Origin of the sequence: Nocardia sp. NPDC050408, assembly GCF_044458905.1 — a bacterium.
Lineage (GTDB): Bacteria > Actinomycetota > Actinomycetes > Mycobacteriales > Mycobacteriaceae > Nocardia.
Genome location: NZ_JBITIL010000029.1, coordinates 22,901 through 46,482, shown reverse-complemented (window position 1 = coordinate 46,482; position 23,582 = coordinate 22,901). Strand labels below are relative to the sequence as shown.

General features: G+C 65.7%; 15 protein-coding genes. 6 read left to right on the top strand and 9 right to left on the bottom strand.

Annotation, left to right across the window (positions count from 1 at the left end; all coding sequences use genetic code 11):
- Positions 1 to 8: 8 nt before the first annotated feature.
- A complete protein-coding gene (locus ACIBJI_RS39570) occupies positions 9 to 3,092 on the bottom strand; it encodes an AAA family ATPase (protein ID WP_397088155.1) in 3,084 nt (1,027 codons plus the stop codon).
- 43 nt (positions 3,093 to 3,135) lie between these two features.
- Positions 3,136 to 3,576: an FAD-dependent monooxygenase gene (locus ACIBJI_RS39565; RefSeq protein WP_397088159.1), complete on the bottom strand. Its 441-nt coding sequence runs from the start codon at positions 3,574 to 3,576 to the stop codon at positions 3,136 to 3,138.
- 175 nt (positions 3,577 to 3,751) lie between these two features.
- Here ACIBJI_RS39565 and ACIBJI_RS39560 point away from each other — a divergent pair, with 175 nt between their 5' ends.
- A complete protein-coding gene (locus ACIBJI_RS39560) occupies positions 3,752 to 4,396 on the top strand; it encodes a class I SAM-dependent methyltransferase (protein ID WP_397088153.1) in 645 nt (214 codons plus the stop codon).
- On the opposite strand, the gene ACIBJI_RS39555 is transcribed toward ACIBJI_RS39560, so the two are convergent.
- Both ACIBJI_RS39555 and ACIBJI_RS39550 read right to left on the bottom strand, forming a co-directional pair.
- The gene (locus tag ACIBJI_RS39555; RefSeq protein WP_397088151.1) at positions 4,393 to 4,722 is read right to left on the bottom strand and encodes a cytochrome P450; all 330 of its coding nucleotides are present in this window, start codon (positions 4,720 to 4,722) and stop codon (positions 4,393 to 4,395) included. The genes ACIBJI_RS39560 and ACIBJI_RS39555 overlap by 4 nt on opposite strands.
- 38 nt (positions 4,723 to 4,760) lie before the next feature.
- Positions 4,761 to 7,535 carry an AAA family ATPase gene (locus tag ACIBJI_RS39550; protein ID WP_397088149.1) on the bottom strand — a complete coding sequence of 925 codons (2,775 nt, stop codon included), beginning with the start codon at positions 7,533 to 7,535 and terminating at the stop codon, positions 4,761 to 4,763.
- Between the two features lie 201 nt (positions 7,536 to 7,736).
- Here ACIBJI_RS39550 and ACIBJI_RS39545 point away from each other — a divergent pair, with 201 nt between their 5' ends.
- From ACIBJI_RS39545 to ACIBJI_RS39535, 3 genes are all read left to right on the top strand, one after another.
- On the top strand, positions 7,737 to 8,942 hold the full coding sequence (locus ACIBJI_RS39545) for a phosphotransferase (RefSeq protein WP_396958031.1): 1,206 nt from the start codon (positions 7,737 to 7,739) through the stop codon (positions 8,940 to 8,942).
- 18 nt (positions 8,943 to 8,960) lie between these two features.
- Entirely contained in the window at positions 8,961 to 9,536 is a 576-nt protein-coding gene (locus ACIBJI_RS39540) for a hypothetical protein (protein WP_364357157.1), read from the top strand.
- Between the two features lie 362 nt (positions 9,537 to 9,898).
- Positions 9,899 to 10,186: a hypothetical protein gene (locus ACIBJI_RS39535; protein WP_364357160.1), complete on the top strand. Its 288-nt coding sequence runs from the start codon at positions 9,899 to 9,901 to the stop codon at positions 10,184 to 10,186.
- Positions 10,187 to 10,457: 271 nt separating this feature from the next.
- Here ACIBJI_RS39535 and ACIBJI_RS39530 read toward each other — a convergent pair whose 3' ends face one another.
- Positions 10,458 to 11,039, bottom strand: a complete 582-nt coding sequence (locus ACIBJI_RS39530; RefSeq protein ID WP_364357163.1) for a hypothetical protein — start codon at positions 11,037 to 11,039, stop codon at positions 10,458 to 10,460.
- A gap of 223 nt (positions 11,040 to 11,262) precedes the next feature.
- The gene (locus tag ACIBJI_RS39525) at positions 11,263 to 11,997 is read right to left on the bottom strand and encodes a MerR family transcriptional regulator (protein WP_364357166.1); all 735 of its coding nucleotides are present in this window, start codon (positions 11,995 to 11,997) and stop codon (positions 11,263 to 11,265) included.
- A 169-nt stretch (positions 11,998 to 12,166) separates the two neighbouring features.
- Between ACIBJI_RS39525 and ACIBJI_RS39520 the strand changes: the two genes are divergently transcribed.
- The gene (locus ACIBJI_RS39520; RefSeq protein ID WP_364357169.1) at positions 12,167 to 12,520 is read left to right on the top strand and encodes a DUF1707 domain-containing protein; all 354 of its coding nucleotides are present in this window, start codon (positions 12,167 to 12,169) and stop codon (positions 12,518 to 12,520) included.
- Between the two features lie 12 nt (positions 12,521 to 12,532).
- On the opposite strand, the gene ACIBJI_RS39515 is transcribed toward ACIBJI_RS39520, so the two are convergent.
- Together ACIBJI_RS39515 and ACIBJI_RS39510 are read right to left on the bottom strand one after the other, a co-directional pair.
- Positions 12,533 to 14,755, bottom strand: a complete 2,223-nt coding sequence (locus ACIBJI_RS39515; protein WP_364357172.1) for a tetratricopeptide repeat protein — start codon at positions 14,753 to 14,755, stop codon at positions 12,533 to 12,535.
- Positions 14,756 to 15,126: 371 nt separating this feature from the next.
- The gene (locus ACIBJI_RS39510; RefSeq protein ID WP_364357175.1) at positions 15,127 to 16,659 is read right to left on the bottom strand and encodes an amino acid permease; all 1,533 of its coding nucleotides are present in this window, start codon (positions 16,657 to 16,659) and stop codon (positions 15,127 to 15,129) included.
- Between the two features lie 198 nt (positions 16,660 to 16,857).
- Here ACIBJI_RS39510 and ACIBJI_RS39505 point away from each other — a divergent pair, with 198 nt between their 5' ends.
- Positions 16,858 to 17,922, top strand: a complete 1,065-nt coding sequence (locus tag ACIBJI_RS39505) for an SPFH domain-containing protein (protein ID WP_364357178.1) — start codon at positions 16,858 to 16,860, stop codon at positions 17,920 to 17,922.
- 639 nt (positions 17,923 to 18,561) lie between these two features.
- Here the strand turns inward: ACIBJI_RS39505 and ACIBJI_RS39500 are convergent.
- Complete coding sequence (locus tag ACIBJI_RS39500) at positions 18,562 to 23,469, bottom strand: NAD-glutamate dehydrogenase (RefSeq protein WP_397088147.1); 4,908 nt, start codon at positions 23,467 to 23,469, stop codon at positions 18,562 to 18,564.
- Positions 23,470 to 23,582: the final 113 nt, after the last annotated feature.

Sequence of the window (23,582 nt, the reverse complement as noted above, 5' to 3'; positions counted from 1 at the left end):
ACAGACACTTAGGTCATCGCGTACCTGGCGAGTTCGGCACGCGAGGCCACACCCAACTTGGGGAAAGCCTTGTACAGGTGATAGCCGACTGTTCGGGCGCTGAGGAACAACTGGGTGCCGATTTCCCGGTTGGTAGCCCCGGTCGCGGCCAGTCGAACCACCTGAAGTTCCTGCGGGGTAAGCGAAGCCAGCGGATCGGATCCGCGGCTCTGGTCCGATACCGAGATCCCGGTCGCCCGCAATTCCGCCGCCGCACGCTCGGACCACGGGACCGCACCGAGCAGATCGAAGGTCGTCATCGCCGCCTGCAACTGTGTTCGCGCCTCGATACGGCGGTTGTGGCGGCGCAGCCATTCGCCGTACATCAGCTCGGTCCTGGCCTGTTCGAAGGGCTGATCGCCGCGCGCGTGCAATCGCAGTGCGCGCTCATAGAGATCGGCCGCATCGCCGTCGGTCAGCAGGGCGTGGCAGCGATGCAGGACCGCGAGTGCCCACGTTTGGTCGATCGCCTTGGCCCAGTTGGTGAACCGGGTCAGCGCCTGCTGTGCGCGCTGCGGATCGCTGGTACGGACGGCGGCCTCGACATAGTCGGGATAGGCGTAGCGCCAGACGAATGCGTGCCTGCACGGACCGGCCGCCGCCTTGTCGAGCCGGTCCAGCACCTGCGCATACCGGCCGTAACCACAGTCGAGCGCGGCCAGTGCGTAGGTGGCCCAGGCCATGCCGGTCATCCACATCCCACCCTCCTCGATCGCTTCCGCGGCGAGGGCTGCACATTCCTGCTCCGCACCCGCCACTCCCGCCAACCATGCGGCGATACCGGCCAGGTAGTACTTCCAGTAGTGCTGGCCGATGTCCTCCGCGAGCCGCCGTCCCTCGGCGGCGGTGGCCTGTGCGGCCCGGTGCCGACCGGTCGAGAGTTCGGCGATCGCGAGCATCATCATGGCCTGGGGCATGCGTCCGATTCGGCCCGCGGTGCGGCAGGCGTCGACCAGGCGCGTCGCGTCGCGGTACATACCGTCCACATCGCCGCGGGCGAAGCCCAGATAGGCGGCGACAAGATGCAGGTCGATCGGTAGGGCGGCAACATCGCCGAGATCGTGCGGCGCGATATTGACCGCCAGCCGATCCCCTTCCAACAACAGCCGGATATCGCGCGCGAGCGCGTGAATCGCGTGCTCCGGCCCGCACACCTGGGCGGCGAGTTCCTCGGTGCGGCGGGCCAGTACGAGTTGATCCGGATGCGGGCGGCTGGACCAGGCGTAGATGGCGGCCCAGCCGAGCATCGCCAGGCTGGCCTGTTGATCCTGTGCCGCGGTGAGTGCGAGGACACCGTCGTGTAGCAGGCGCGTGGCTTCGAGCGGATGTCCCGCCTCGAAGGCCAGCCCGGCGCGCACCCTGGCGAGTTCCGCGACGATCGCTGGCTCGATGGGCAGCGCCGCTGAGTCCGCGTGCCGTGCCGATTCGATTACAGGCTCAGCCCCGGGTGCATGCTGGGCCAACCCGGGGCCACACTGGACCAACCCGGTTGTCCGCTCCGCCAACCCGGATGCACGCTCGGCCAACTCGGACGCACCCTCAGTCAACCCAGACGCACCCTCGGCCAACCCAGCTGCACGCTCGGCCAACCCGGTTGCGCGCTCCACCGACCCGGATGCACCCTCCGTCGACTCGGATGCACTCTCATTCAACCCAGGTGCACGACCGCCCAACCCAGACGCACCCTCAGTCAACCCAGACGCACGCTCAGTCAACCCAGGTGCACGCTCAGTCAACCCAGACGCACGCTCGGCCAACCCAGGTGCACGCTCAGTCAACTCGGACGCACGCTCGGTCAACTCGGTTGCGCGCTGCGGTAACCCGGCTTCATATGCGGCGGTGGCCGCGATCGTCCAGCGTCGTGCCCTGTCCGCGGCGGCGGGCGACAATTCGGCGGCGCGGGCATAGCCCGCACTGACCGCGATCTGCCCACCGCGCCGTCGTGCTCGCACCGCGGCCCGTTCCAATCGTGCGGCCACCTCCTCGTCCGGCAGCGCGGTCACCGCCGCCAGATGCCAGGCCCTGCGGTCGTCGTCGACGGCTCCGGCCAGCGCCGTATGCGCCGCGACGCGCTCGGCGACATCGCAGGCCAAGCGGGCGGCGGTACGGATGAGCGGATGCCGGAATTCGATGCCCGAGGACGTGACTCGGGCCAAACCGGCATGCTCGGCGGGCGCGAAATCGGTCAGTGCCGCACCAACCGCGGGTAGGGCGCGGGTCACCGGCTCGATATGCCCGCTGTCTTCCAGGGCGGCAACGAGCAGACAGAGTCGGGCGGCGTCCGGCAGCGCCCGGATCCGTTCACGGAATCCTGTCAGCACCCGACTCGACGGCGGTTCGGAACCTCCGAGTGAGTATGCGAGCGCGGATCCAGCGCGCTGCGCGGGTGTGAGCGTCCGCGGAATCTCCAGCAGGGCGAGCGGATTGCCACCGGCCTCGGCAACCACGTGGTCGCGCGCGGACGGTGCAAGGGTGGCGGTGGCATCGACGAGCTGTTGCGCAGCCGTGGGATCCAACCCAGTCAAATTCAGCTCGGGCACGCCGGGTGCGAGAAAGGGACGTTCCCCGTCGCGGGCGGCGAAGATCAGCGTGACCGGCTCGCTGTGTAGCCGACGCACCGCGAACAGCAGTGCGTCGGCCGATTCCTGATCGAGCCAGTGCGCGTCATCGATCAGACACAGCAGCGGTCCGTCCATCGAAAGTTCGGTCAGCAGGCTCAGGGTGGCCAGACCGATCAGGAAACGGTCCGCCGGTGTCGCCGAACCGAACCCCAGTGCCGCCAGCAGCGCATCGGATTGCTGTCGCGGCAACTGCGAAACCGTCTCCAGCACTGGACCCAACAGCACATGCAGTGCGGCGAAAGGAAGCTCGGTCTCCGACTCGATGCCGGTAACCCAGAGCAGGCGAGCATCCGCCGACTTGGCGTATTCCAGCAACGCGGACTTGCCGATTCCCGCTTCACCACGCACGACCAGGGCACCCGGCCGCCCCGCTACGGCATCAACGAGCAGCTCGTCGATCGTCCGCTGCGCCGCCGTCCGGCCATACAGCATCCACCTGCTCCTGCACCTCGCACACCATCGATCAGAGCGCACACTAGCGCCTGCCGAATTTTTCTTCTCGGTGCCGGGAGGTTGGCAGCGTCCAGTTCCAGAGGCGGACGGCCTCGCGTGCGGCCACGCCGCCACCGACGATCCGGGTGAACCGGGTCAACAGTCCGTAGCCGAGCGGACCGGTGGACAGGCAGGCTGATCCTCGGATCATGTCGGGCCATGCGCTGCACCCGCGGGCGGCGTCGCCGATTGTATTGCGCGAGAGCCGTGCGGATTCGACAGTGCCGGTGAGTTCAGCCGCGAGCACGGCGGCCTCCTCGAACGCCTGGCATCCGCCTTGGGCGCGGAACGGTGCCATGGAGTGGGCGGCGTCGCCGAGTAAGACGATGCGGCCGCTGCGAGCGGGTCGAGGTCGGAAATGTCGTGGCGCAGTATCTAATCCAGCGGTGTCGCGTCGAGCAGCGCGGGAATCGGGTCGTGCCAGGAGCCGATGTGGCGACGGACCTCGGCGAGGTCGTCATCGAAGCGCTGACCCGGTTCTCCCCGACGAATGGCGAGAAACCAGGGCAACGCACGGTGATCGTCTGACCAGCTGTGATGGACGGAATGCCGCGTGCGGCGGCCTTGTGAATGCCAGGATGGTGTTGGAGGTGATGGCGGTGGCGGAACGGGCTGGGGATTCGTTCGGTGGTCGGCGGCCGACGAGTCACGAGCGGACGACGGGGCTGCCGTGGGATGCGTCGTACCAGGACGGGCCTGCGCCTTGGGATGTCGGGCCGCAGCCGGCGATCGTGCGATTGGCGGCGGCAGGCGGATTCAGCGGGGCCGTGCTCGATGCGGGGTGCGGGTCCGGCGAGAATGCGCTGCACGTTGCCGCGCTGGGATTGCCGGTGCTCGGCGTCGACGTGGCCGAGACGGCATTGGCGCTCGCGCGGGCGAAGGCCGCGGAGCGTGGGATCGCGGTCGAGTTCGCCGTGGCTGACGCATTGCGGTTGGAGCGTTTGGGACGCAGATTCGACACGGTGCTGGACTGTGGACTGTTCCACACCTTCGACGCGGACGAACGCCCGGAATACGTGGCGAGTCTGTCGTCGGTGACCGAGCACCACGGCACCCTGTATGTGTTGTGCTTCAGCGACATTGGTCCCGACATCGGCCCGCACCCGGTAAGTCGGGAGGAGCTGACTTCGGCGTTCGATGCGGGCAATCAATGGAAGGTCAGCGCGATCGAACCGGATCGACTCCACACGAGATACCACGACAGTGGCGCACCCGCGTGGATCGCGACTATCGAACGGGTCTAGCCGACGCTCGATCGCCGTTCGGCTACCTTGGCGATGATCGGGAACTTGGGGTTGAGGGTAAGGCCGGACATCGGGGTGAAGTCCGGGTTCTCGATGGTCACCTCGAACCGCCGGACGATGGTGGACAGCGCCAATTGCATCTCCATCATCGCGAACGCGTTGCCAATACAGAAGCGACCGCCCGCGCCGAAGGGCAGGTATGAATTCCGGTCCCGAGCCGCGACGGCGGCGGGAGCGAAACGGTCCGGGTCGAAGGTGTCGGGCAGGATGACTAGGGTGATTGTGTGCCGAGCAGGCGGGCGAGGCAGATCTCCGCCCGAGTGCATCGGCTTGCCACAAACCATGCGGGACTTCGAAGTCAGCGTTATTTCCCAGAGAGTGCGGCGGCGATGTCGCGGCGGGATCCGATGCCGAGTTTCGCCAGAATGTTTGAGACGTGGGATTGAATTGTCCTGCGCGACAGGAACATCTGCGCCGCGATATCGGAGTTCGAAAAGCCTTCGGCCACCAAGGCGGCTACCTTGCGTTCGGTCTCGGTCAAGGCGTCCCGTCCAGACTTGGGGCGGTTGCGAGGTCCGCGGACGCCGCGGCGAATTCCGTACGGGCGCATGCGCGCTACCGCTCGGGCGGTATCCCAAGATGCACCGAGGCCGGTATAGAGCTCTATGGCAGCATCCAGGGCGCTACGGGCGTCGGAGCCGGACCCATCTGCGGCGAACAATAGTGCCGCGTTCTCGTATGCCTGCGCCTCGTAGAACGGTCGTCCCGCCCGTCGGAACTCGGCGGCAGCGGCGCGCAGGACGGTGGGATCGCGCTCGGCAACACCGCGGCACAGCAGAGCGGTGCCGGTTCTGGCCGCGGTCGGTTGGCGTCGAGCCAGCTCGGCGGAGGCCACGACCACCGCGCCAGCCGCCTTCTCGTCGCCGACATCGGCGGCGAGACGGGCTATCTCCGGGAAGATGTAATACAGCGTGGGCGAGGTCAATCCGCCCGCGAGGCGCTGATGCGCATCGACGAGTAGATCCAGCGCGCCACGCGGGTCACCTCGGGTCTCGAGCATCAGGGCCTTGACCCACGGATAGAACTGGCCGTAACCACTGCTGCCCAGTTGGTCGTTCGGTGCGGGGATGCCGTCCGGATCCGGCAGGAAGGTGCCGCGGTGGATGCCGATCAGCGCGGACAGACTGTGCAGGATCGGGGTGTAGCCGAAGGCGTCGGGTATCGACTGGCCGGAAGTACATTCGACCAGCGCATCGTCCCAGCGGCCGTCCAATACATAGAGCCGGGCCTTGGCGACCACACTCGCACCCAGATAGACACCGTGGATCCGCCGACTGTGCCCGATCGCCTTGTGCAGCACCGCTTCCGCGTCGGCGAGCCGATCGAGCTCGATCAAGCAGTGCGCGTAGAGCACATAGGGATCGAACTGGTCGGAACCGAATCCATTCTCGAAGACGGCCAGGATGCGGCTGCTCAGCTCCAGGGCCTCGTCGAGATAGCTGTGGGTATAGCGCACCGCACCCACGGTCAACAGTCCGTATCCGGTCACGAGCGGATTTTCGGTCACGTCCCCGATCGCCAGCGCCTGCGCGCCGGCCGCCTCCGCCGCGTCGAACCGACCGAGGAAGAAATTGTTCAAGCCGCTCATCCCGTGGAACCTGCCCGCATCCTCGGCCGTGAGATTCGGTGTGGCAAGGGCCTTTTCGGCAACCGCGACGACTTCGCGCAGATCGCCGCGCGCATGGCAGGCCTGCATCAGCAACCAACGCAGTTCAATATCATCCTCCGGCCGGTTCAGCAGAGCCGTGCGCACCAAGGCTTCGGCCTCGGCCGCGCGACCGTTCCACAGCAGCGCTTGGGCGTGCAGCCGCAGCAGTACCGGACGCATGCCGAGGTGCGCGGTGCCCGCCGCGCGCTGCAGGAGTTGCACCGCGATCTCGGGTGCGCGCACGATCAGCTTGTCGGCCACCGCAACCAACCAGTCGAGCGTCTGCGAATCGAGCTCGTTCTCCCCCGCCGACAGGTAGTACGCGATCCGCTCGATGGGTGCGTCGGTGGCCAAGAGGATCTGACCGGCCCGGCGCAGCAATCCAGCGCGCAGTGAATCGGGGAGCTGATCGGCGAGCACCTGACGAATCAGGTCGTGCCGGAAGATCAGTTCGGAGTCGGCGCGGGTGAGCAGACCACCGTCGGTCGCCTCGGTGACGACATTCCAGATTTCCAGGATCGGACTGTCCAGTACTGCGGCAAGTTCCGCGACGTACACGGTCGGCCCGAGTGCGGCGGCCATCGGAAGTACTTGCCGAGCCGACCGTGACAGGAATTCCAGCCGCTGCGCGATCGCTCCCGCCAGCGATGCGGAGGGACTATCGGCCGGGTCGGTCGGGTCGGCGGTATCGGCGACCACCGTAATCGCCTCGTCACGCAAGAGCGAGGCCACCAATTCGGTGATGTAGAGCGGATTTCCGCCCGCACCGACGACCTGTCGCATCAGGCCCGGCCCCGGCGTCGCACCGACCATATGCCGAACCAGTTCCGTAGCGGCCGGTTCGGGCAGTGCGCCGAGCCGGATCGTCGGCGCACCACGTTCGGCGAGTTCGGCCGTCAACGCGACGAATCCGGTGTCGCGCGGCAGCGGACGCGCCGCCAGGACCAGCAGGAGTGGCAAATCGGCGATGACACCGCAGAGCCGGTTCAGCACCGCGAGACTCTGCCGGTCCGCCCAGTGCACGTCATCAATGATCAAGGCGACCGGACCAGCGGCACACCAAGTGTCGACCAGATCGAGGATTGCCTCGGTGATCGCGAACTCGTGCGTGGCCGCACCGTCGCCCGCTCGATCGCCACTGCGCAGCAGCGCACGCACTGGATCGGAGCCACGATCGCTATCCAGCCAGGAGCACACGGCCGCGAACGGCACCTGCCGCTGCAACTCCTTCGCGGCTCCCCGGCGCACGGTCAGACCGTTGGTCCTGTATCGGGCAACAGCCGCATCGAGCAGCGCGGTTTTGCCGATACCGGGCTCGCCCTCGACCAGCGCCACCACCCCCTTGCCCGCAGTCGCTCGCAGACCGTGCGCGACCACACGCTCGACCTCGGCGTCTCGACCGACGAATACGGAGGTAAGGGGACCCTGCACTCAGGAGATCCTATGCCCCAGCACGACGTTGTGCAGAATGCACGCCCCCGCTCAGCGCGATATTTCGCCGCGCGATGCGGATATTCCTACCCGCTATGACGGATGTTCCGGCTACCCGGTTTGCCATAGGGTCCGAGAGCGGCGGCTCGCTACCAGCGAATCGGCAGCGCATCCGATCGGTCGCCGAGCAGAGGAGATCCGTTGCAGTCCGAGGCACCCGCCCGGCACCCCGCCCTCGCGGTTGTGCGTGGAATCACCCGCATCGGTGGTCATCTCGCGCGGGAAGCGGTCACCCGCCCACAGGCCCTGCGTGCGGGCGATGTGCCGGTGACCGGTCGAGAATTGACCACCGATTGGCTGAGCGCCGTGCTGTGCTACGACCATCCGGGTGCGAAGGTGGAAGCGTTCGATATCGGGGGCAACAGCAGCGGTACCTCGACACGGTGGAAACTCACCGTCGGCTACAACGAGATCGGCCAGGTCGCGGGCCTGCCGGAAAATCTGTTCGGGAAGACCACCGCGGACTTCAAACAGCGGCTCACCCTCGACCTGGCCGGTATCCTGCACGGTGAACCCGGCTTCTTCAAACATGTACGCCCCAATCTGGAAATCGAGGCACCGCGCGGCTATCACAGCGCCGTCGACAGCCGGTCGGGGCGTTCGATCTCGCTGCTCGAAGACATCGTCAGCACTAAGGGCGCAAGCTTCTGCACCCCTGCCACGCCCATCGGACGCGCACAGATCGAAGATCTGTTGCGCACCATGGCAACCTGGCACGCCCGGTACTGGGACGACGAAGGGCTCCGACTGCACAGCTGGCTCAAGGCGCCGCGTTCGCATTTCGCCAATCTCGACCGGTTGATCGGCATGTCCAAGCGGGCGCGGGTCGGGGCTCGACGCGCGGCTTCGGTGATTCCGGAAGTACTTCCCGCCCAACATGATCGGCTGTACCGCACGCTGGAACGCTCGCTCGAGATCGCCAGTACCGGACCGCAGACCTTCCTGCACGGCGACAGCCATATCGGCAATACCTACGTCACCTCCGCGGGCCGGATGGGTTTCACCGACTGGCAGGTCGTGCTGCGCGGCAGTTGGGCCTACGACTTCGCGTATGTTGTCGCCTCCGGTCTGGACGTGGCCGACCGGCGAGCCTGGGAACGCGAGCTATTAACCGTGTACCTAGAACGCCTGGCGGCCTGCGGCGCGCCAGCACCGGACTTCGACACTGCCTGGCTGGCCTACCGCCAGCAAGCTCTGTACCCCTACTTCATCTGGCTCTCGACCATCGGCCACAGCGCCATTCAGCCGAAGTACCAGCCCGATGAGGTCTGCCTCGGAATCATCGAGCGCACGGCGACCGCCGTAGTCGACCTCGATGCCGCCGGTGCCGTCGAGGCGGCCGGATGAACGGACGGAAGGTAGCCGATGCGCATCGTCAGTAATCGTTGCCGCACCGTCGAATACACGGTGACGACGGCGAGCCCGTGCGCTATTGATATCGAACCGTCGGTGATCGGAGCACGCCGATGCTTCCACGACTGCCTGCTGATCACGATCGGGGTGGATCGCGGCGATCGCACACTCGTCGGCACCGTCGTGCAACTGCTCCGGCGCATCGTCACCGAATCCGATGCCGGACCGATCGTCGTCGAGGGCTTCGCGTGCCTGCCGCGTCCCGGCGAAAGACACAGCACGCCAGCGGGATTCGATGTGCTCGCCGAACTCGCCGAGGCGCTCGACGTACTGACCGAGGTCACCGAGCGGCTGGAGGAACATGGTGAGCAGGTACATCTCATGCCGTTCGGCTGGCACAAGAACTGTCGGATCGACCCGCTCGACGAGGTCGGGTCACAGCATGTGATCCATATGTCGGCCGATGACAACCGACAGTGCGAACCGGTGCTGCGCTGGCCCGGCCCGCGCTCGCAGTTCCTCGCGCATTCGGCGCTCGCCGCGCGGGTCACGAGAGTATGCGTGACTCCTGAGCGTGGCCGACGCTGAACACCGAGCCGTCCGGCTTGAACAAGCGCTGGCAGGCCGATGTTCTCGACGGCGTGTGGGAGCAGCGCGTCGTCCACCTGCCCGCCTGAAGCAGGTTGTCCCCGCTCTCGAGAAGGAGCTTGGTACAGCACCCACTACTGTGCGTGCGTGGCCGAATCCACTTGCCGCACTGGCGTTCGAATCAGCATGCACCGAACCCCGCCTGAGCCCTCGAATCTGGAAAGATTTGAATTTCCTAACGGGTCACTATTGATTGTGCCGCTGAATAGCGGCACAATAGATCTCAGACAACCTGCATTCCCGGCACACTTCACTTACCGACCAAGTCCGGGCTCGGCGGGACGAAGGAGATATCGGTAACCATGAACCTCAAGTCGAAGAAGGTCGTCATAGCCGGTGCGGTTGCCGGTGCACTGGTGATCACGCCCGCCGCGATGGCGATTCAGTCGACCGTCGCGGCCCCTGGGAACCACAGCAACAGCAATGGCGGGGGTGCCCGCGGCGGCGGGTACAGCAACAGCAACTCGGGCAGCCGTCGTGTCGCCGATCAGGATCACGCCGCCTCCGGCGACAACTCGAGCCGGGGCGGCTACGAAAGCAAGGACGGCGGACGGTGGGTCTGGGTACCCGGCGAGGGTAACAGCCGCTGACCCACTCCCCTTGCGGCTCTTAATATTACGAATGCGACCGGCGCTCCGGATGGAGCGGCGGTCGTATTCGTATGTGCGACGTACCCGACTGATCACCTCGACATCCGCACCGCCTACCCCTGCCAGCGCAAACCGTGCCAAAGAGTCAATTGCACCCCGCGAGTACGCAATTGACTCCTCGACACAGCTCGATGCCCTCCCGGTTGGCGTGCACGGAATTGCACGACCGTCCGAAAGGGCATCGGCGGTATGAAGTTTCGCGGTCGATGACTCAGGTCAAATTGCCGTCGACGCACAGGCTCGACGACCGCCACGACGGTCCCGGCCGGTTCGCGGCCATATCGAAGGTCCAGTCCGAAATCGGCCCGGCCGCACGCCAATACAGCCCACCGCGACCGTCCGCAACGGCCTCGTAGATATCTTCGCGCCCCTCGATCAGCTGACTGCCGACGCAGTAGTCCATGTAATCGGTGCCCGGCTGCCGCGCGCCCGGACTGAACTTGCCCGCGGGGTTGCCGTTGGTGCCGGGGTTGTACACGCTGCTGCGACCGGAGGCATACCCCTCACGGTTCCAGCGCGCGAAGCCGAAGAAATCGGACTGGCACCGGTACATCCAGCCGCCCGCGGCGATCGCCACGCCCTGCGGCACGGCTTCACCGGCCCACAGGCAGCGCACGCCGATATCGGCGTTGGCCGCGGGTGTCTCGGTACCGATACCGAATCCGCCGATTCCCGCCGCGATCGCCGCAAGCAACGACAGTGCTCGGATCTTATTGCGCCCCTTGGCATTACGTGCCTGGTCGGGACATTCCGTAGGTCTGGGTGTGCCGCGCAGTTCGCTGACGTTGATCATCGACGTCTCCTTCATCATTGTCTCGCCCACCGGCCGACGTCGATACGGGCCGACGGGAGGTGCTGTTCCCGCTGCCTAATGTAACGCTATTTAACGGCACGTTGGTCTAAGTATCACCACACGTGGGAACGATGAAAGGGGAAGGTCCTGGCCAGGCCAGATTGATCAACCTCGCCGATCGGGCAAAGGCACACCCGCCAACGGACGCATGAACGAGAACGCCTCAGGCGTCCGGCAGCGCCTCAGCGATTTCGCTGTCCTGCTCGAGATACCGCGCGATAAAGCGATTCACGAGTTCGGCGGTCGCCTCCCCTGGCCGCACCCGGGTCTCGGCCGCCCGCGCGGCGAGGGCCGCCTTATCCGCGGACGTACGTTCGGACCGCTGATAGGGCTCCCAGGCGGTCCGATGGAACAGGTCGACGAATCGGCGGGCGATCCGGTCGCAGTCCGCCCGCAGCCGCTCCAATTCACCGAGCAGGTCATCTACCGGAATGCCCGCCCCCTCCAGTTGGTCGAAGGTGCGAATCAGCTGCGGATCGGCAATGCGGTAGGTGGCGGCGTCGACCGGTTCGTATAGACCGGCGGAGACCACGCGCGCCAAGCCGTTGGGCACATCCCGATAGCGCTGCTCGAGTTCGGTCGCCGCGATCGTGTCATCCGTTGACGGCGCGGTGGTCTGCGTCGCACCGGGCTCCGCGACGCCGAGGATGTCGCCCAGATCGTCACCGCGATCCCATGCCTCCAGCAGTTCCCTGATTCCGTTGAGCTTGATCCCCCGGTCCAGCAGACGGCTGATCGTCTGTACCCGATTGAGGTGATCCGGTCCGTAGAAACCGGTGCGGCCCTTCACCTGTGGTGGGGGCAGGATGCCGCGCTCGGCGTAAACGCGCAGGCTGCGCACGGTCGTACCGGCCTCGCGCGCCAGCTCGTCGATCGTGTATTCCACGTCCCCTGCCATATGTCTAGGAAACCACACAGAAACATTACCCAGAGGTAAGCATACGTCAGTGATGTCGGACACCTATGGTCAGTGAGGCGCTGTCAACCCCCAATGACACCCCCACCTATTCCCGCCGTTGGCAATTCGACCCTCCGAATCGGAGGCAGCGGGGGCTTATCCTTCCGATATGACCGAGGCGCAGGCTTCTCGAATTACCGTGACGGAACGGGAACGGGCGCTGGAGCAACTGTCGCACCACCTCGGGACAGGGCGGCTGAGCCTGACCGAGTTCGACGAACGCAGTGCCATTGCCGCGGCGGCGACCACCAAAGGACAATTGGCGGAATTGTTCGTCGACCTGCCGGGTACCACACCGGCCGCACCCTTGGTACAGCCCGACAATCGACTGCGACAGCTCTCGACAGTCGCCGCGGTGATCGCGATCATCGCCGTCGTACTCGCCGTCGCGACGGGGAGTTGGCTGTGGTTGCTGGCAGGCACCGGCATCGTCGTCGTATGGGTGGTCGAGCGACTGCGCTGAGTGACGGCCGCCCTACCACCTGGTGCGCGGTCGGACGTAGTTGGCCAGATCCACCAGCCGGTAGCGATGCCAGCGATCCGGCGCGGTTCGGGCCAGCGCGCGCAGACTCGTCTCGAGTCCGAGCCGCAACCCCGCCGGGGTGAGCGCAAAACCCAGGATGGTCTGACTCGATTTCCGCGGTCGACCACCCACGCGCAGCCACTCCATCGCGGCGCCGACCACGATGACCTGAAGTTGCAATGTACGAGCGTCATCGGGCAGTGTCTCGAGCCGTCCCGCCGCGGCACAGATATCCGCCTCGGTGATTTCGGCAATCGGCCGCGACACCAGTAGCAGGCAGCCGGTGGTGTGCGCGACGCCGTGATGGCGTGACGCGGCCGGCACCTGATCGAGCACCGCGACGGCCTCGAGCAGTTCTCCGTCGGCCGCGAGCCGCCGAGCCAGACCGAAGGCCGCACTCACCACCCCGTGGTTGGTCCGCCATACTGCCCGGTAGTGCTCCATCGCGGCCCGGTGCCAGCGCTCGGTATCGACCGGAATATCGAGATGCTGCAGCACCAGCTCGGCCGTGGCGGCCAGTGCCAGCTCCGGGCCGATTTCACCGGGCAGCATCGCGTGCACGATCTCGAAATGCTGCCAGGCCCGGTCATAGTGGCCGTCGAGCAATGCGGCGACACCCTCGTACCACTCTATGCGCCAGTCCGCGCTGTAGCTCGGTCGCAGATCGGCGAGCTGTTGGCGGGCCGTTGCCGTCTCCCCCAGGTCGAGGTATGCGCGCACCGCGGTGAGCGGCCCCTCCAACTCGAAGGATTCCGGGGCGACGATCGTGCCGGAGCGGATGCGCTCATGGGCGCGGCGCAGGGCATCCAGCGCATGCCTCGGCTCGCCGTGCAACAGACTGGACAGCAATTCGGCGCTCGGATCCTCGCTGTCGATCAAAGGTGTCGGCAGTGCGGCCACCACATCACCGACCGTCAGCATGGGCATGCGGGTCACCCCGTCGGTGATCCCGTCGGTCTGGCCGATGAGCGTGTCGGTGCCGAAATCGTCGCGCATCGCACTGAATTCGACCGATGGCTGTGGATGTTCCAGTCCGGTGTCGATGGCAAGCACCATCCGTAGCGCACCGGCGAGTTGGCAGTACATCGAATACGCGGACGGGAACCGGCGCTCCGGCTCCGGATCGGTGGCTCGCAGCAGAATTCGATACAAGCACTGATAGCGCGCCAGTAGCGGATCCTCATCGGGCTCGGGTATCCCGCCGAGAAAGTGGCCGTCCCGGTCCCTCGGCAGGTTCAGCGCAAGGGCGGCCAGGGTTCGGCCGACGGTGTAGATATCCGACACCACCGTTGGTCCGGTTTCGGTGATCTCGGGTGCCTGGAAGCCGGGCGTGCCATAGATACTGCCGTAAGAGTCCATGGCCGCGACCGCACCCAGATCGATGAGTTTGACCTCGTGCTCGCTCACCATGATGTTGTCGGGCTTCAGATCGTTATAGGCCAAGCCGAAGGAATGCAGATAGTCCAGCGCGGGCAGAATTTCCATTATGTAAGCGATGGCCTCGACGACCGGAATACGCTCCTTGCCGCGCGAGTCGAGCAGCTTCTTCAGCGATTGCCCGCCGACATATTCCATGACGATATAGCCGTCCGGAACGTCACGGCCGGACCGATGCTTGACGAAGTTGTAAATCTTCACAACGCCAGGGTGGGCAACTTCGGAAAGAAATTGTCGTTCGGCGAGCGCGACCACATGCGCCTCGAAGTCGAGCGGATTCTGCAATCCCTTGAGCACGACCCAGCGGTCGCTCACGTTGCGGTCGACGGCCAGATAGATCCAGCCGAGGCCACCGTGTGCCAGGGACCCCTGGACCTCGTACTGGTCGGCCACCAGTTCGCCCGGCTGCAGGGCGGGTCGGAAATTGAACGGGGATCCGCAGCGCCCGCATTCACCGACTACCGGGCCCGGCCCGGATTCGCTGCGCCGACCCACCGGTTCCTGACACTTCCAACAGAACCGTTTGAGTTCGGGCACTTCGGGATTGGCGAGAATGGCGCTGCGTGGATCGACCGGCGCCACCTGTGGCATCGGAACCAGACCGGCGCCGAGTCGGCGCACACTCGGGCGCGAGCGACCACTTCGCCCGGAACCGGGCTCGTCGGCCTCGTCGAGCTCGTCGAGTCCGACGATCGGACCGGAGACCGGCTCGGAGGTATCCGCGATCGGCTGGGTCATGGTCGCCTCGACCGGCGAGCCCCGCGGCCCAGGACCGGGGAGCGGGAACCGTTGCGACGGCGTGCCCTCGATAGTGCGTGGGCGCGACCACGGATGCGGAAGACGTTGGGACGTATCGACTTTCGACATGCCTCTGGTCGCCCAGGGAAGCGGAGTTCGCCGTGGCACCTCGGTGCCGCGCATCCGCCGATTCGCCCATGGGTGCGGCAGCGGATTATCGGAGGGCCTGGCTTGCTCCGGCATGGGAACCTTTCGAGCCTGTTGAATCGCGGTCCCATTCTCTTCCGCCGTTCGCCGCCGCGCGCCTGCCTTGTTCCCCGCTATGGGAATAGCTCCGCCCCGGACATGTTGTCCGGGGCGGAGCTTCGGGTTTATTCCTCGTCGGGCTTGTCGAGAACGACGACCGGGTCGTCATGCTTGCGCGGCGGCCGCTCGGCCAGCACCGGGAACTGACCGGTGATGCCCTCGCGTTCCTGAGCCACCTGCAGCACCCGCTTGCGGGCCAGGAACCAGCCGCCGACGAATGCCGGAACCACGACCACCGCCATGGCGATCACCGCACCGCGCTGCTCGATTTCGTGACTGCATGCCATCAGCACGATCACCGCGACCAGGAACACCAGCGTGGCGTAGCTGGTATAGGGCGCGCCGATCAGCTGGAACGACGGACGCTTGGCCAGCCCCTTCTTCGACCAACGGAACAGCTGCAGCTGGCAGACCACGATCGCGCCCCACGCCGCGATGGTGCCCAGCGCCGACATGTTCAACACGATCTCGAAGGCCTTGTCCGGCACCATCGCATTGAGTCCGACACCGACCAGCGCGATCGCGCCGGTGGCGAGAATACCGACGTAGGGCACACCGCCGTTGGACATCCGCGAGGCGATCTTGGGCGCACTACCGTTCATCGACATCGACCGCAGGATGCGGCCGGTCGAGTACAGGCCCGCGTTGAGGCTGGAGAAGGCCGCGGTCAGCACCACCAGGTTCATGATCGAGCCCGCACCGCCGACACCGAGCTTGGAGAAGAAGGTGACGAACGGGCTCTCGCCGGACTTGAAGGCGACATAGGGCAGCAGCAGGCCGAGCAGCACCAACGAGCCGACGTAGAACAGTGCGATGCGGGCGATGACCGAATTGATGGCCCGCGGCATGATCTTTTCCGGGTTCTCCGCCTCACCGGCGGCCGTGCCGATCAATTCCACTGCGGCGTAGGCGAATACGACACCGGTGGTGACGGTGACCAGCGGCAGCAGCCCGGTCGGGAACAGGCCGCCGTTGTCGTGGATCACGGTGAAACCGGTGGTCTCACCGTCGACCTTGAATCGACCCGCCAGGAATATGGTACCGATGATCAGGAATGCGACCAGCGCGATGACCTTGATCAGTGCGGCCCAGAACTCCAGCTCACCGAACCATTTCACCGAGATCAGGTTGATGCTGACCACGATGGCCAATGCCACCAGCGCGATCAACCACTGTGGTATCGCCTCGGTGGCTCCCCAGAAATGGACATAGGTGGCGATCGCGGTGATGTCTACGATGCCGGTCATGCACCAGTGGAAGAAGTACATCCACCCGACCGCGAAAGCCAGCTTCTCGCCGTAGAACTCACGCGCGTAGGAGACGAACGATCCGGAGGACGGACGATGCAGCACCAGCTCGCCCAGCGCCCGCAGGATGAAGAAAACGAAGATGCCGCAGACCGCGTACACGATGAACAGTCCGGGACCGGCCGTGTGCAGCCGACCACCCGCACCAAGGAACAGTCCGGTCCCGATCGCGCCACCGATCGCGATCATCTGCAGCTGGCGCGGGCGCAACGCCTTGTGATAGCCCGCATCCTCAGCATGCAGAGCGTCCGCGGGCGCCGGCACTTCCGCGGAGTGTTGAACGGTTGTCATGGTGAGGCCTTTCACGTGACGGCGATCATATCGCTGCTTAATGTATCGCTATTCAACGGCACGTTCAATAGAGAGTCAAGAGTTGTAACTTCACGGAAACGAAGTGGAGGCCTGTCACCCGCCGTGACCTCGGCGTTAGTTGATCGTGCCGCTGAATATCGGTACGCTGGATACGTTTACGGCTGATGGAGCGCGCGCATGGCATGGTTCGAACGGGAGTTCATCGCGGTCCCTGAGGGCCGCAAGAATCAACTTGTCTACAAGTGGCCGGATGTCAACATCCGGCGCTACAGCCGTGCCATCGTCAATGCCGACGAGATCGCCCTGTTCGTCAAGTCCGGGCAGGTCCTGGCCACGATGGGCCCGGGTCGGCATCGGATCGATGCCGATGAGCTGCCGGTACTCGGCGCGCTCGTGGATACGCTGACCGGCAACAACTTCTACCGCGCCGAACTGTATTTCGTCTCCACCCGCGAGTTTCCGGGCATCAAGTTCGGCGGTCGCCTCGCCGATATCGCCGATCCGGTCAGCGAACAGGTCGTGACACTGCGGGTCTTCGGGGAATTCGCGCTGTCGGTGCGGGATCCGGCCGAACTGGTCACCTCACTGGCGGGCACCACCGACCTGAGCACCCCGGCGACGGTGGAGTCCTGGAGCTCGGACCTGCTCCTGAAGTCCATGAAAGTCGCTGTCACACAGGGCATTTCCCGAGGTGACTGGCCCGTGCTCGGCCTGTCCGGACAGTTGGAGCCGATCGAGGCCGCCGTGGTGCGCCAGACCAACCTGACACTCTACGAATACGGCCTGCGCATCCCACGGCTCGGCAACTTCGATATCACCTTGGCGCCGGAAGACGCCGACCGCATCAAGCGACTTGCCAAGGATGTCACCTACATTCGCCTTGCTGGTGACTTCCAGCGTTACGCGGCAGGCGAATTGGCACTCGGCGCGGGTCAGGGGTTCGCCCACGGCCACGGCGGTGGCGACGGATTCCTCGGCGCCGCACTGGGTTTGAACGCCATCCAGCAGCAATCGCCGAGCAATCCATGGCAGCGACAGGCGGTTCCAGCTGTCGCACAACCGATTCCTGCCGGCACGCAGCCGGTATGTGCCAGCTGCGGAACCGACAATCCCCCAAATGCGCGATTCTGTATGAACTGTGGTGACCCAATGGCGGCCCGCCCGCGCCACTGCACCGAATGCGGCGCGGACCTGGCTGCCGCAGCGAAGTTCTGCGGCAACTGCGGCACCGCCACAAGCTGACCGCTCTCATACCAGCCGCCCCGCCGTCAGTCCCTGACGCGCGCACACCTTCCGAAGCTCACGCATACCTTCGACGCGCTCGCACATCGACTCACCGCACGACGCACCGGTAGCAAGACCAGAAGCTATGCGTGAGTTCAGATTTGTGACCGGCAACAGGTCGGGTTCCTGCCACGTCCTCCCGCGCCACTGCCGCCGCTATCGCTGGGTCCGGTCAACTCGCAGCAAGTGGTCTTGACCCGTCCTGAGCCTCGGCACGGCCAGTCGGCCGTGAACAACGCTTCGCAATACCCTGCCCCGCCCCAATGAACAACACACCACCGAGCATGAACCATGGATTCCACAGCACCAGACTCCACAAAGTTTGGTGCGGCCCGACCTCGCGACGGACGCCGCCTGCATCCACAGCCAGCGCGACCTCGACCAGGACACCTGTGTTTTTACCGCAGCGATCGCTACCGTGTTCCGGTGGTGCAGCTCCGAAGGAAAATCCCCGTCATCCCGGCGAACACCGGGACCCACTGCGGAGGTATGGGTCCCGATGTTCGCGGGGATGACGGGGAAACTTTCGCCGAACCCTTTGCGCACCCCCGCGGTCTCGGCGGACCGTCGGCCGAGACCGCGGGGGCATGCGGCCGGTTAGCTCGAAACTGGTGCCGCCGCAGCGGATTCACCGCTGCTGACCATGCTGCGCACCTGCCGCGCGGCCACCGAGAGGGTAGCCAGGTCGTGGGTCCCGGCGGCGAAGATCTCGCCGAGTGACGCACCGGCGCGGGCCAAGCGGGGGCGGTTGACCGACTCCCATTCGGCGATCTTGTCGGCGGTGCTCTCGTTCGGTTCGGACGCGGTGAGCACGTCCAGGGTGAGCGAGCGCAGCGAATCGTAGAGATCGTCGCGGACCGCGAGCCGGGCCAGGGTGCGCCACCGGTCGTCGCGAGCCAGGTTGCTCACGGCGGTCAGCAGACGCTCGATCTGGAAGTGATCGTCGAGTGCGTAGTAGAGCTCGGCGACCTCCAGCGCATCGCGCTCGGCGATATCGGCCACGTCGAGGATGTCCAACAGCGGGAACAGGTGGATGAGCCGGTACACCTCCTCAGCCAATTCCGCCGGCGCACCCCGCTCGACGGCCGCGCGCGCATTCGTCGCCAGATCCTCGGCGTGCGCCGCGGGCAGCCGGGCGGGTAGCATGTGGGCTGCGAGCTTGCGGACTCCGTCGCGGTAGCGGGCGATATCGGCGCCGATGGCAATCGGTTGCGGGCGGCTGGTCAGCAACCAGCGGGAGACCCGGTCGAGGGTGCGCCTGGTCTCGCGCTCGAGTTCGTCGCGCGCCGCCGTCGGCATCGGCGTGGTCCGAATACGTTGCCAGAGCGTGTGCAGATCGAAGATCTCCACGGCGACGGTGAAGGCGCGCACAGCGTCGTCAGTGCTCGCACCCGCCTCCTCCGCCAGTCGGAACGCATAGGTGATACCGCCGTGGTCCACCATGTCGTTGACCACCATGGTGGCCACGATCTGACGGCGCAGCGGATGCCTGCCGATCGCGTCGGCGAACCGTGCCCGCAGCGGCGCGGGGAAGTACGCCAGCAGCGTAGCGGCGAAAGCCGCGCTATCCGGCAGATCCCCGGCCAGCAGGTCATCCTTGAGCGAAAGCTTCACGTGCGCAAGCAGATTCGCCAGTTCGGGCGAGGTTAGTCCGCTTCCGCCGGCGGCCCGCCTTTTCAGCTCGCTATCCGAGGGCAGTGCCTCGAGCCGCCGATCGACACCGCGCCGGAACTCGAGGTCGGCGATCAAACGGCGATGCACGCCCGACATCGGCACCGATTGAGCGCGCGAGAGCCCCATCCGGAAGTTCTGCGAAATATTGTCGCGCAGAACGAGTTCGGACACTTCGTCGGTCATCGCGGCGAGCAGTTCGGTGCGGTCGGCGGCGTCGAGTTCACCGGAAGAGATGACCGCGTCCAGCAGCACCTTGATATTGACTTCGTGGTCCGAGCAGTCGACACCAGCCGAATTGTCCAGGGCGTCGGTGTTCATCCGGCCGCCGTTGGCGCAGTATTCGACACGGCCGAGCGCGGTCGCGCCCAGGTTGCCGCCCTCGCCGATCACCTTGGCGCGCAACTGGTTCGCGTCGACACGCACGGAATCATTGGATTTGTCACCGGCATCGGCATTTGTCTCGGTGGATGCCTTGATGTAGGTGCCGATACCGCCGTTCCAGAACAGGTCGACCGGTGCGAGCAGGATCGCCCGGATCATCTCCGGCGGCGACAGGGTGGTCACACTCGGATCCAGGTCCAGTGCCTCGCGCACCTGGGGGCTGACCGGAACCGCCTTGGCGGACCGATCGTAGACGCCGCCGCCCGCGCTGATCAGCGACTTGTCATAGTCGGCCCAGGACGAGCGCGGCAGTGCGAACATCCGCTGCCGCTCCCGGAACGAGGTCGCCGCATCGGGATTCGGGTCCAGGAAGATGTGCCGGTGGTCGAACGCGGCCACCAGGCGGATGTGCTCGGACAGCAGCATGCCGTTACCGAAGACGTCGCCGCTCATATCGCCGACACCGGCCACGGTGAAGTCTGTTGTCTGCGTGTCGATATCCATCTCGGCGAAATGCCGTTTGACACTCTCCCACGCCCCCTTGGCGGTAATGCCCATCGCCTTGTGGTCGTAGCCCACCGAGCCACCCGAGGCGAAGGCGTCGCCCAGCCAGAAACCATATTGGCGCGCAACATCATTGGCGATATCGGAGAAGGTGGCGGTGCCCTTGTCGGCGGCGACGACGAGGTAGGTGTCGTCACCGTCACGGCGCACCACCCGTTCCGGCGGCAGCACCTCGCCGGAGGCGTGGTCGACATTATCGGTCAAGTCCAGCAGACCGGAGATGAAGGTGCGGTAGCAGGCGATGCCCTCGGTCAGCTGCGCTTGCCGATCCACCGCTGGATCACCGGTCGCCGTCGGCGGCTGCTTGACCACGAACCCGCCCTTGGCACCGACCGGCACGATCACCGCGTTCTTTACCGCCTGCGCCTTCACCAGACCCAGGACCTCGGTGCGGAAATCCTCCAAACGGTCCGACCAGCGCAACCCGCCGCGCGCCACCGGACCGAAGCGCAGATGCACACCCTCGACCCGCGGCGAATACACGAAGATCTCGAATTGTGGTCGAGGCCGCGGCAATTCGGCAATGGCGTGCGGATCGAACTTGAACGACAGGGATTCCGGTGCGTTTCCGTCGGCGTCGCGCCGGAAGTAGTTGGTGCGCAGGGTCGCGGTGATCAGTCCGAGCACGGCGCGCAGGATGCGGTCGGTGTCGAGGCTGACGACCGCGTCGATCTCCGACTGCAGCCGCTCGGCGATACCGGCGGCCCGAGCCGAGGCAACGGCGCCGAGGCCATCGGGGTCGAAGTAGGCATCGAACAGTTCGGTGAACAGCCGCGCCATCGCCGGTTGCGCCAACAGGACCCGGGAGATGTTGCCGAGCGTGTAGGCGAATCCGGCCTGCTGCAGATACTTCGCGTAGGCGCGCAGTATCGAGATCTGCCGCCAGTGCAGACCGGCACGCAGCACCAGTTCGTTCAGGCCGTCGACCTCCGCGCGACCGAACCACATGGCCGCGACGGCCTCCGGAAAGCGTCTGCGCACACTGCCTTCGGCGACGGGCTCGTCGGCGGGCTGGGTCAGATCGGATTCCAGATCGGCATCGATCGCGGTGCGCAGCAGCGTGGCGGGCACGCGCAGCCCGAAGTCGTAGATCCACTTCTGCTGCCCGTCCTCGAACGCGACGCGATAGGGCCGCTCGTCGACCACTTCCACGCCGAGGCTGTGCAACACCGGCAGCACCCGACTCAGCGATACCCCCTCCCCCGCGACATAGAGCGTGAATCGCCATTCCCCCGAGGGTGATTCGACGTTTCGGTACAGATTCGTATCGACGGCCCCGTCGGCGAGGTTCTCCAGACGCTGCAGATCGGCCAGCGCACGGGCCGGCTCGAACTCCTGCTGATAACTTGCGGGGAATGCGGCCGCATAGGCCGTGGCGGCCTTCGATGTCACCGCGCTCACCCCGGTGGCCTCCGCGACCACGCGGTCGGCCCAGGTCCGGGTAGTGGCGAACAGCAACTCCTGGATGCGCTCGCGATTGGATTCGGAGACATCGGCCGGATCCGCCTCGGGACGGCGGTGCACGGTGAAATAGACTACGGCCAGCTCGGATTCGCTCGCACGCGCCGAGTAATCCACCTGCTCGCCGTCGAACTGCACCCGCAGGATGGCCTCCATGCGCAGCCGGACCTCGGTCGAATAGCGATCGCGTGGCAGATAGACCAGGCAGTACACGGCGCCGCTGCGGCCGTCGCGCCGGATGAACAGTCGTACCTGGCGACGCAGTCCCAAATTCGTGACGGCGGAGACGGTTTCGAACATCCGTCGGGCATCGGTGGAGAACAGCTCGGCCCGAGGGAAGGACTGCAGGATCTCGAGCATCGCTTGCCCGGAGAACGAATTCAGTTCGAAGCCGGCCCATTCGATGACCTGGTGCACGCGGCGGGAGATCACCGGAATGTCGAGGATGTTCTCGTGCAGGCCGGTCACCGTGAAGGAACCGACGAATACGTGCTCACCCTGGACCGGACCCAGCCCCTTGGCTCCCACGCCGCCACTGCCGTAGTCGGCCACGCTGACGAAGTAGAGCTCACCAGAACCCGGCATCAGCGAATCGACCGAACCGTTGGCCAGGCGCAGCACCGGCCGCGCGCCGCCGAGTACCGGGACGTCGATATCGATATTCGATCCGTTCCACAGCACGCCGAGGCCGGTGCCCGGGGCCTGCTGCGGCTCGACCGCCGTGGCCGACGAGTTGTACCGGTAGTAGCCGTAGCCGAGCACGGTGAAATGACCATCGGACAACCAGCGCAACAACTTCGCGCATTCGGGAATCTCGGGGTCATCGGACCGGTTCGCGATGTGGTCGAGCCGACTGGCCAACGCGACCATCGCATTCGCCATGCTCGGCGTATCGTCGACGACCTTGCGCAGCACTCGCAGCAGTGTCGGCAGTTCGCGATTGATCCGGTCCAACTCCGCGGCACCGACCGAAGGGCTCAGCTGGACGTGGATCCAGGACTCGGGCAGGGTCTGACTGTCGGGCACTTGGCCGCCCTCGCGCTCGCGTGGGGCGATCGCGCGCAGGCGGCCGCGGCGGTCGCGGACGATATCGAAGACCGGGTGGACTACCTCGGTCACCGTGGCGCCGAGCCGACGCAGCGCGGTGGTCACCGTATCGACCAGCAGTGGCATATCGTCGTTGACGATCTGGATCGCCGGGCCGAGCCCACTGGCGTCCTCGGGCCGGTACACCCGGGTGATCGCCGCCCCCGGCAGGCGGGTAGCCGCCAGCTCCAGGTGGTGGCGGAAAATCTGTTCGGCCCGATCGGTGATCGTCGGCGCGGTGGCGCCCGGCTGGATCCACCGGAAGTAGGCCGCCTCGAGATCGGTCGGATCATCACGGAACCGCTTGAAAGAAATCGTCTGTTGGGTGGGTGCCGCCATCGACCCGTGCCTTCCCGAGATTTTGAGACCGCTGTGTACGGTTCCCATACGTTACCTGTTTAATGTGCCGTTGTATAGCGGTACGTTAGATGTGTAACAAACGTGCCCCGACG

Coding starts and splice junctions, on each gene's coding strand:
- ACIBJI_RS39570 (WP_397088155.1), bottom strand. CDS start 3,092: ATGCTGTATGGCCGGACGGCGGCGCAGCGGACGATCGACGAGCTGCTC.
- ACIBJI_RS39555 (WP_397088151.1), bottom strand. CDS start 4,722: ATGCACTCGGGCGGAGATCTGCCTCGCCCGCCTGCTCGGCACACAATC.
- ACIBJI_RS39540 (WP_364357157.1), top strand. CDS start 8,961: ATGCGCATCGTCAGTAATCGTTGCCGCACCGTCGAATACACGGTGACG.
- ACIBJI_RS39535 (WP_364357160.1), top strand. CDS start 9,899: ATGAACCTCAAGTCGAAGAAGGTCGTCATAGCCGGTGCGGTTGCCGGT.
- ACIBJI_RS39530 (WP_364357163.1), bottom strand. CDS start 11,039: ATGATCAACGTCAGCGAACTGCGCGGCACACCCAGACCTACGGAATGT.
- ACIBJI_RS39525 (WP_364357166.1), bottom strand. CDS start 11,997: ATGGCAGGGGACGTGGAATACACGATCGACGAGCTGGCGCGCGAGGCC.
- ACIBJI_RS39520 (WP_364357169.1), top strand. CDS start 12,167: ATGACCGAGGCGCAGGCTTCTCGAATTACCGTGACGGAACGGGAACGG.
- ACIBJI_RS39515 (WP_364357172.1), bottom strand. CDS start 14,755: ATGACCCAGCCGATCGCGGATACCTCCGAGCCGGTCTCCGGTCCGATC.
- ACIBJI_RS39510 (WP_364357175.1), bottom strand. CDS start 16,659: ATGACAACCGTTCAACACTCCGCGGAAGTGCCGGCGCCCGCGGACGCT.
- ACIBJI_RS39505 (WP_364357178.1), top strand. CDS start 16,858: ATGGCATGGTTCGAACGGGAGTTCATCGCGGTCCCTGAGGGCCGCAAG.
- ACIBJI_RS39500 (WP_397088147.1), bottom strand. CDS start 23,469: ATGGCGGCACCCACCCAACAGACGATTTCTTTCAAGCGGTTCCGTGAT.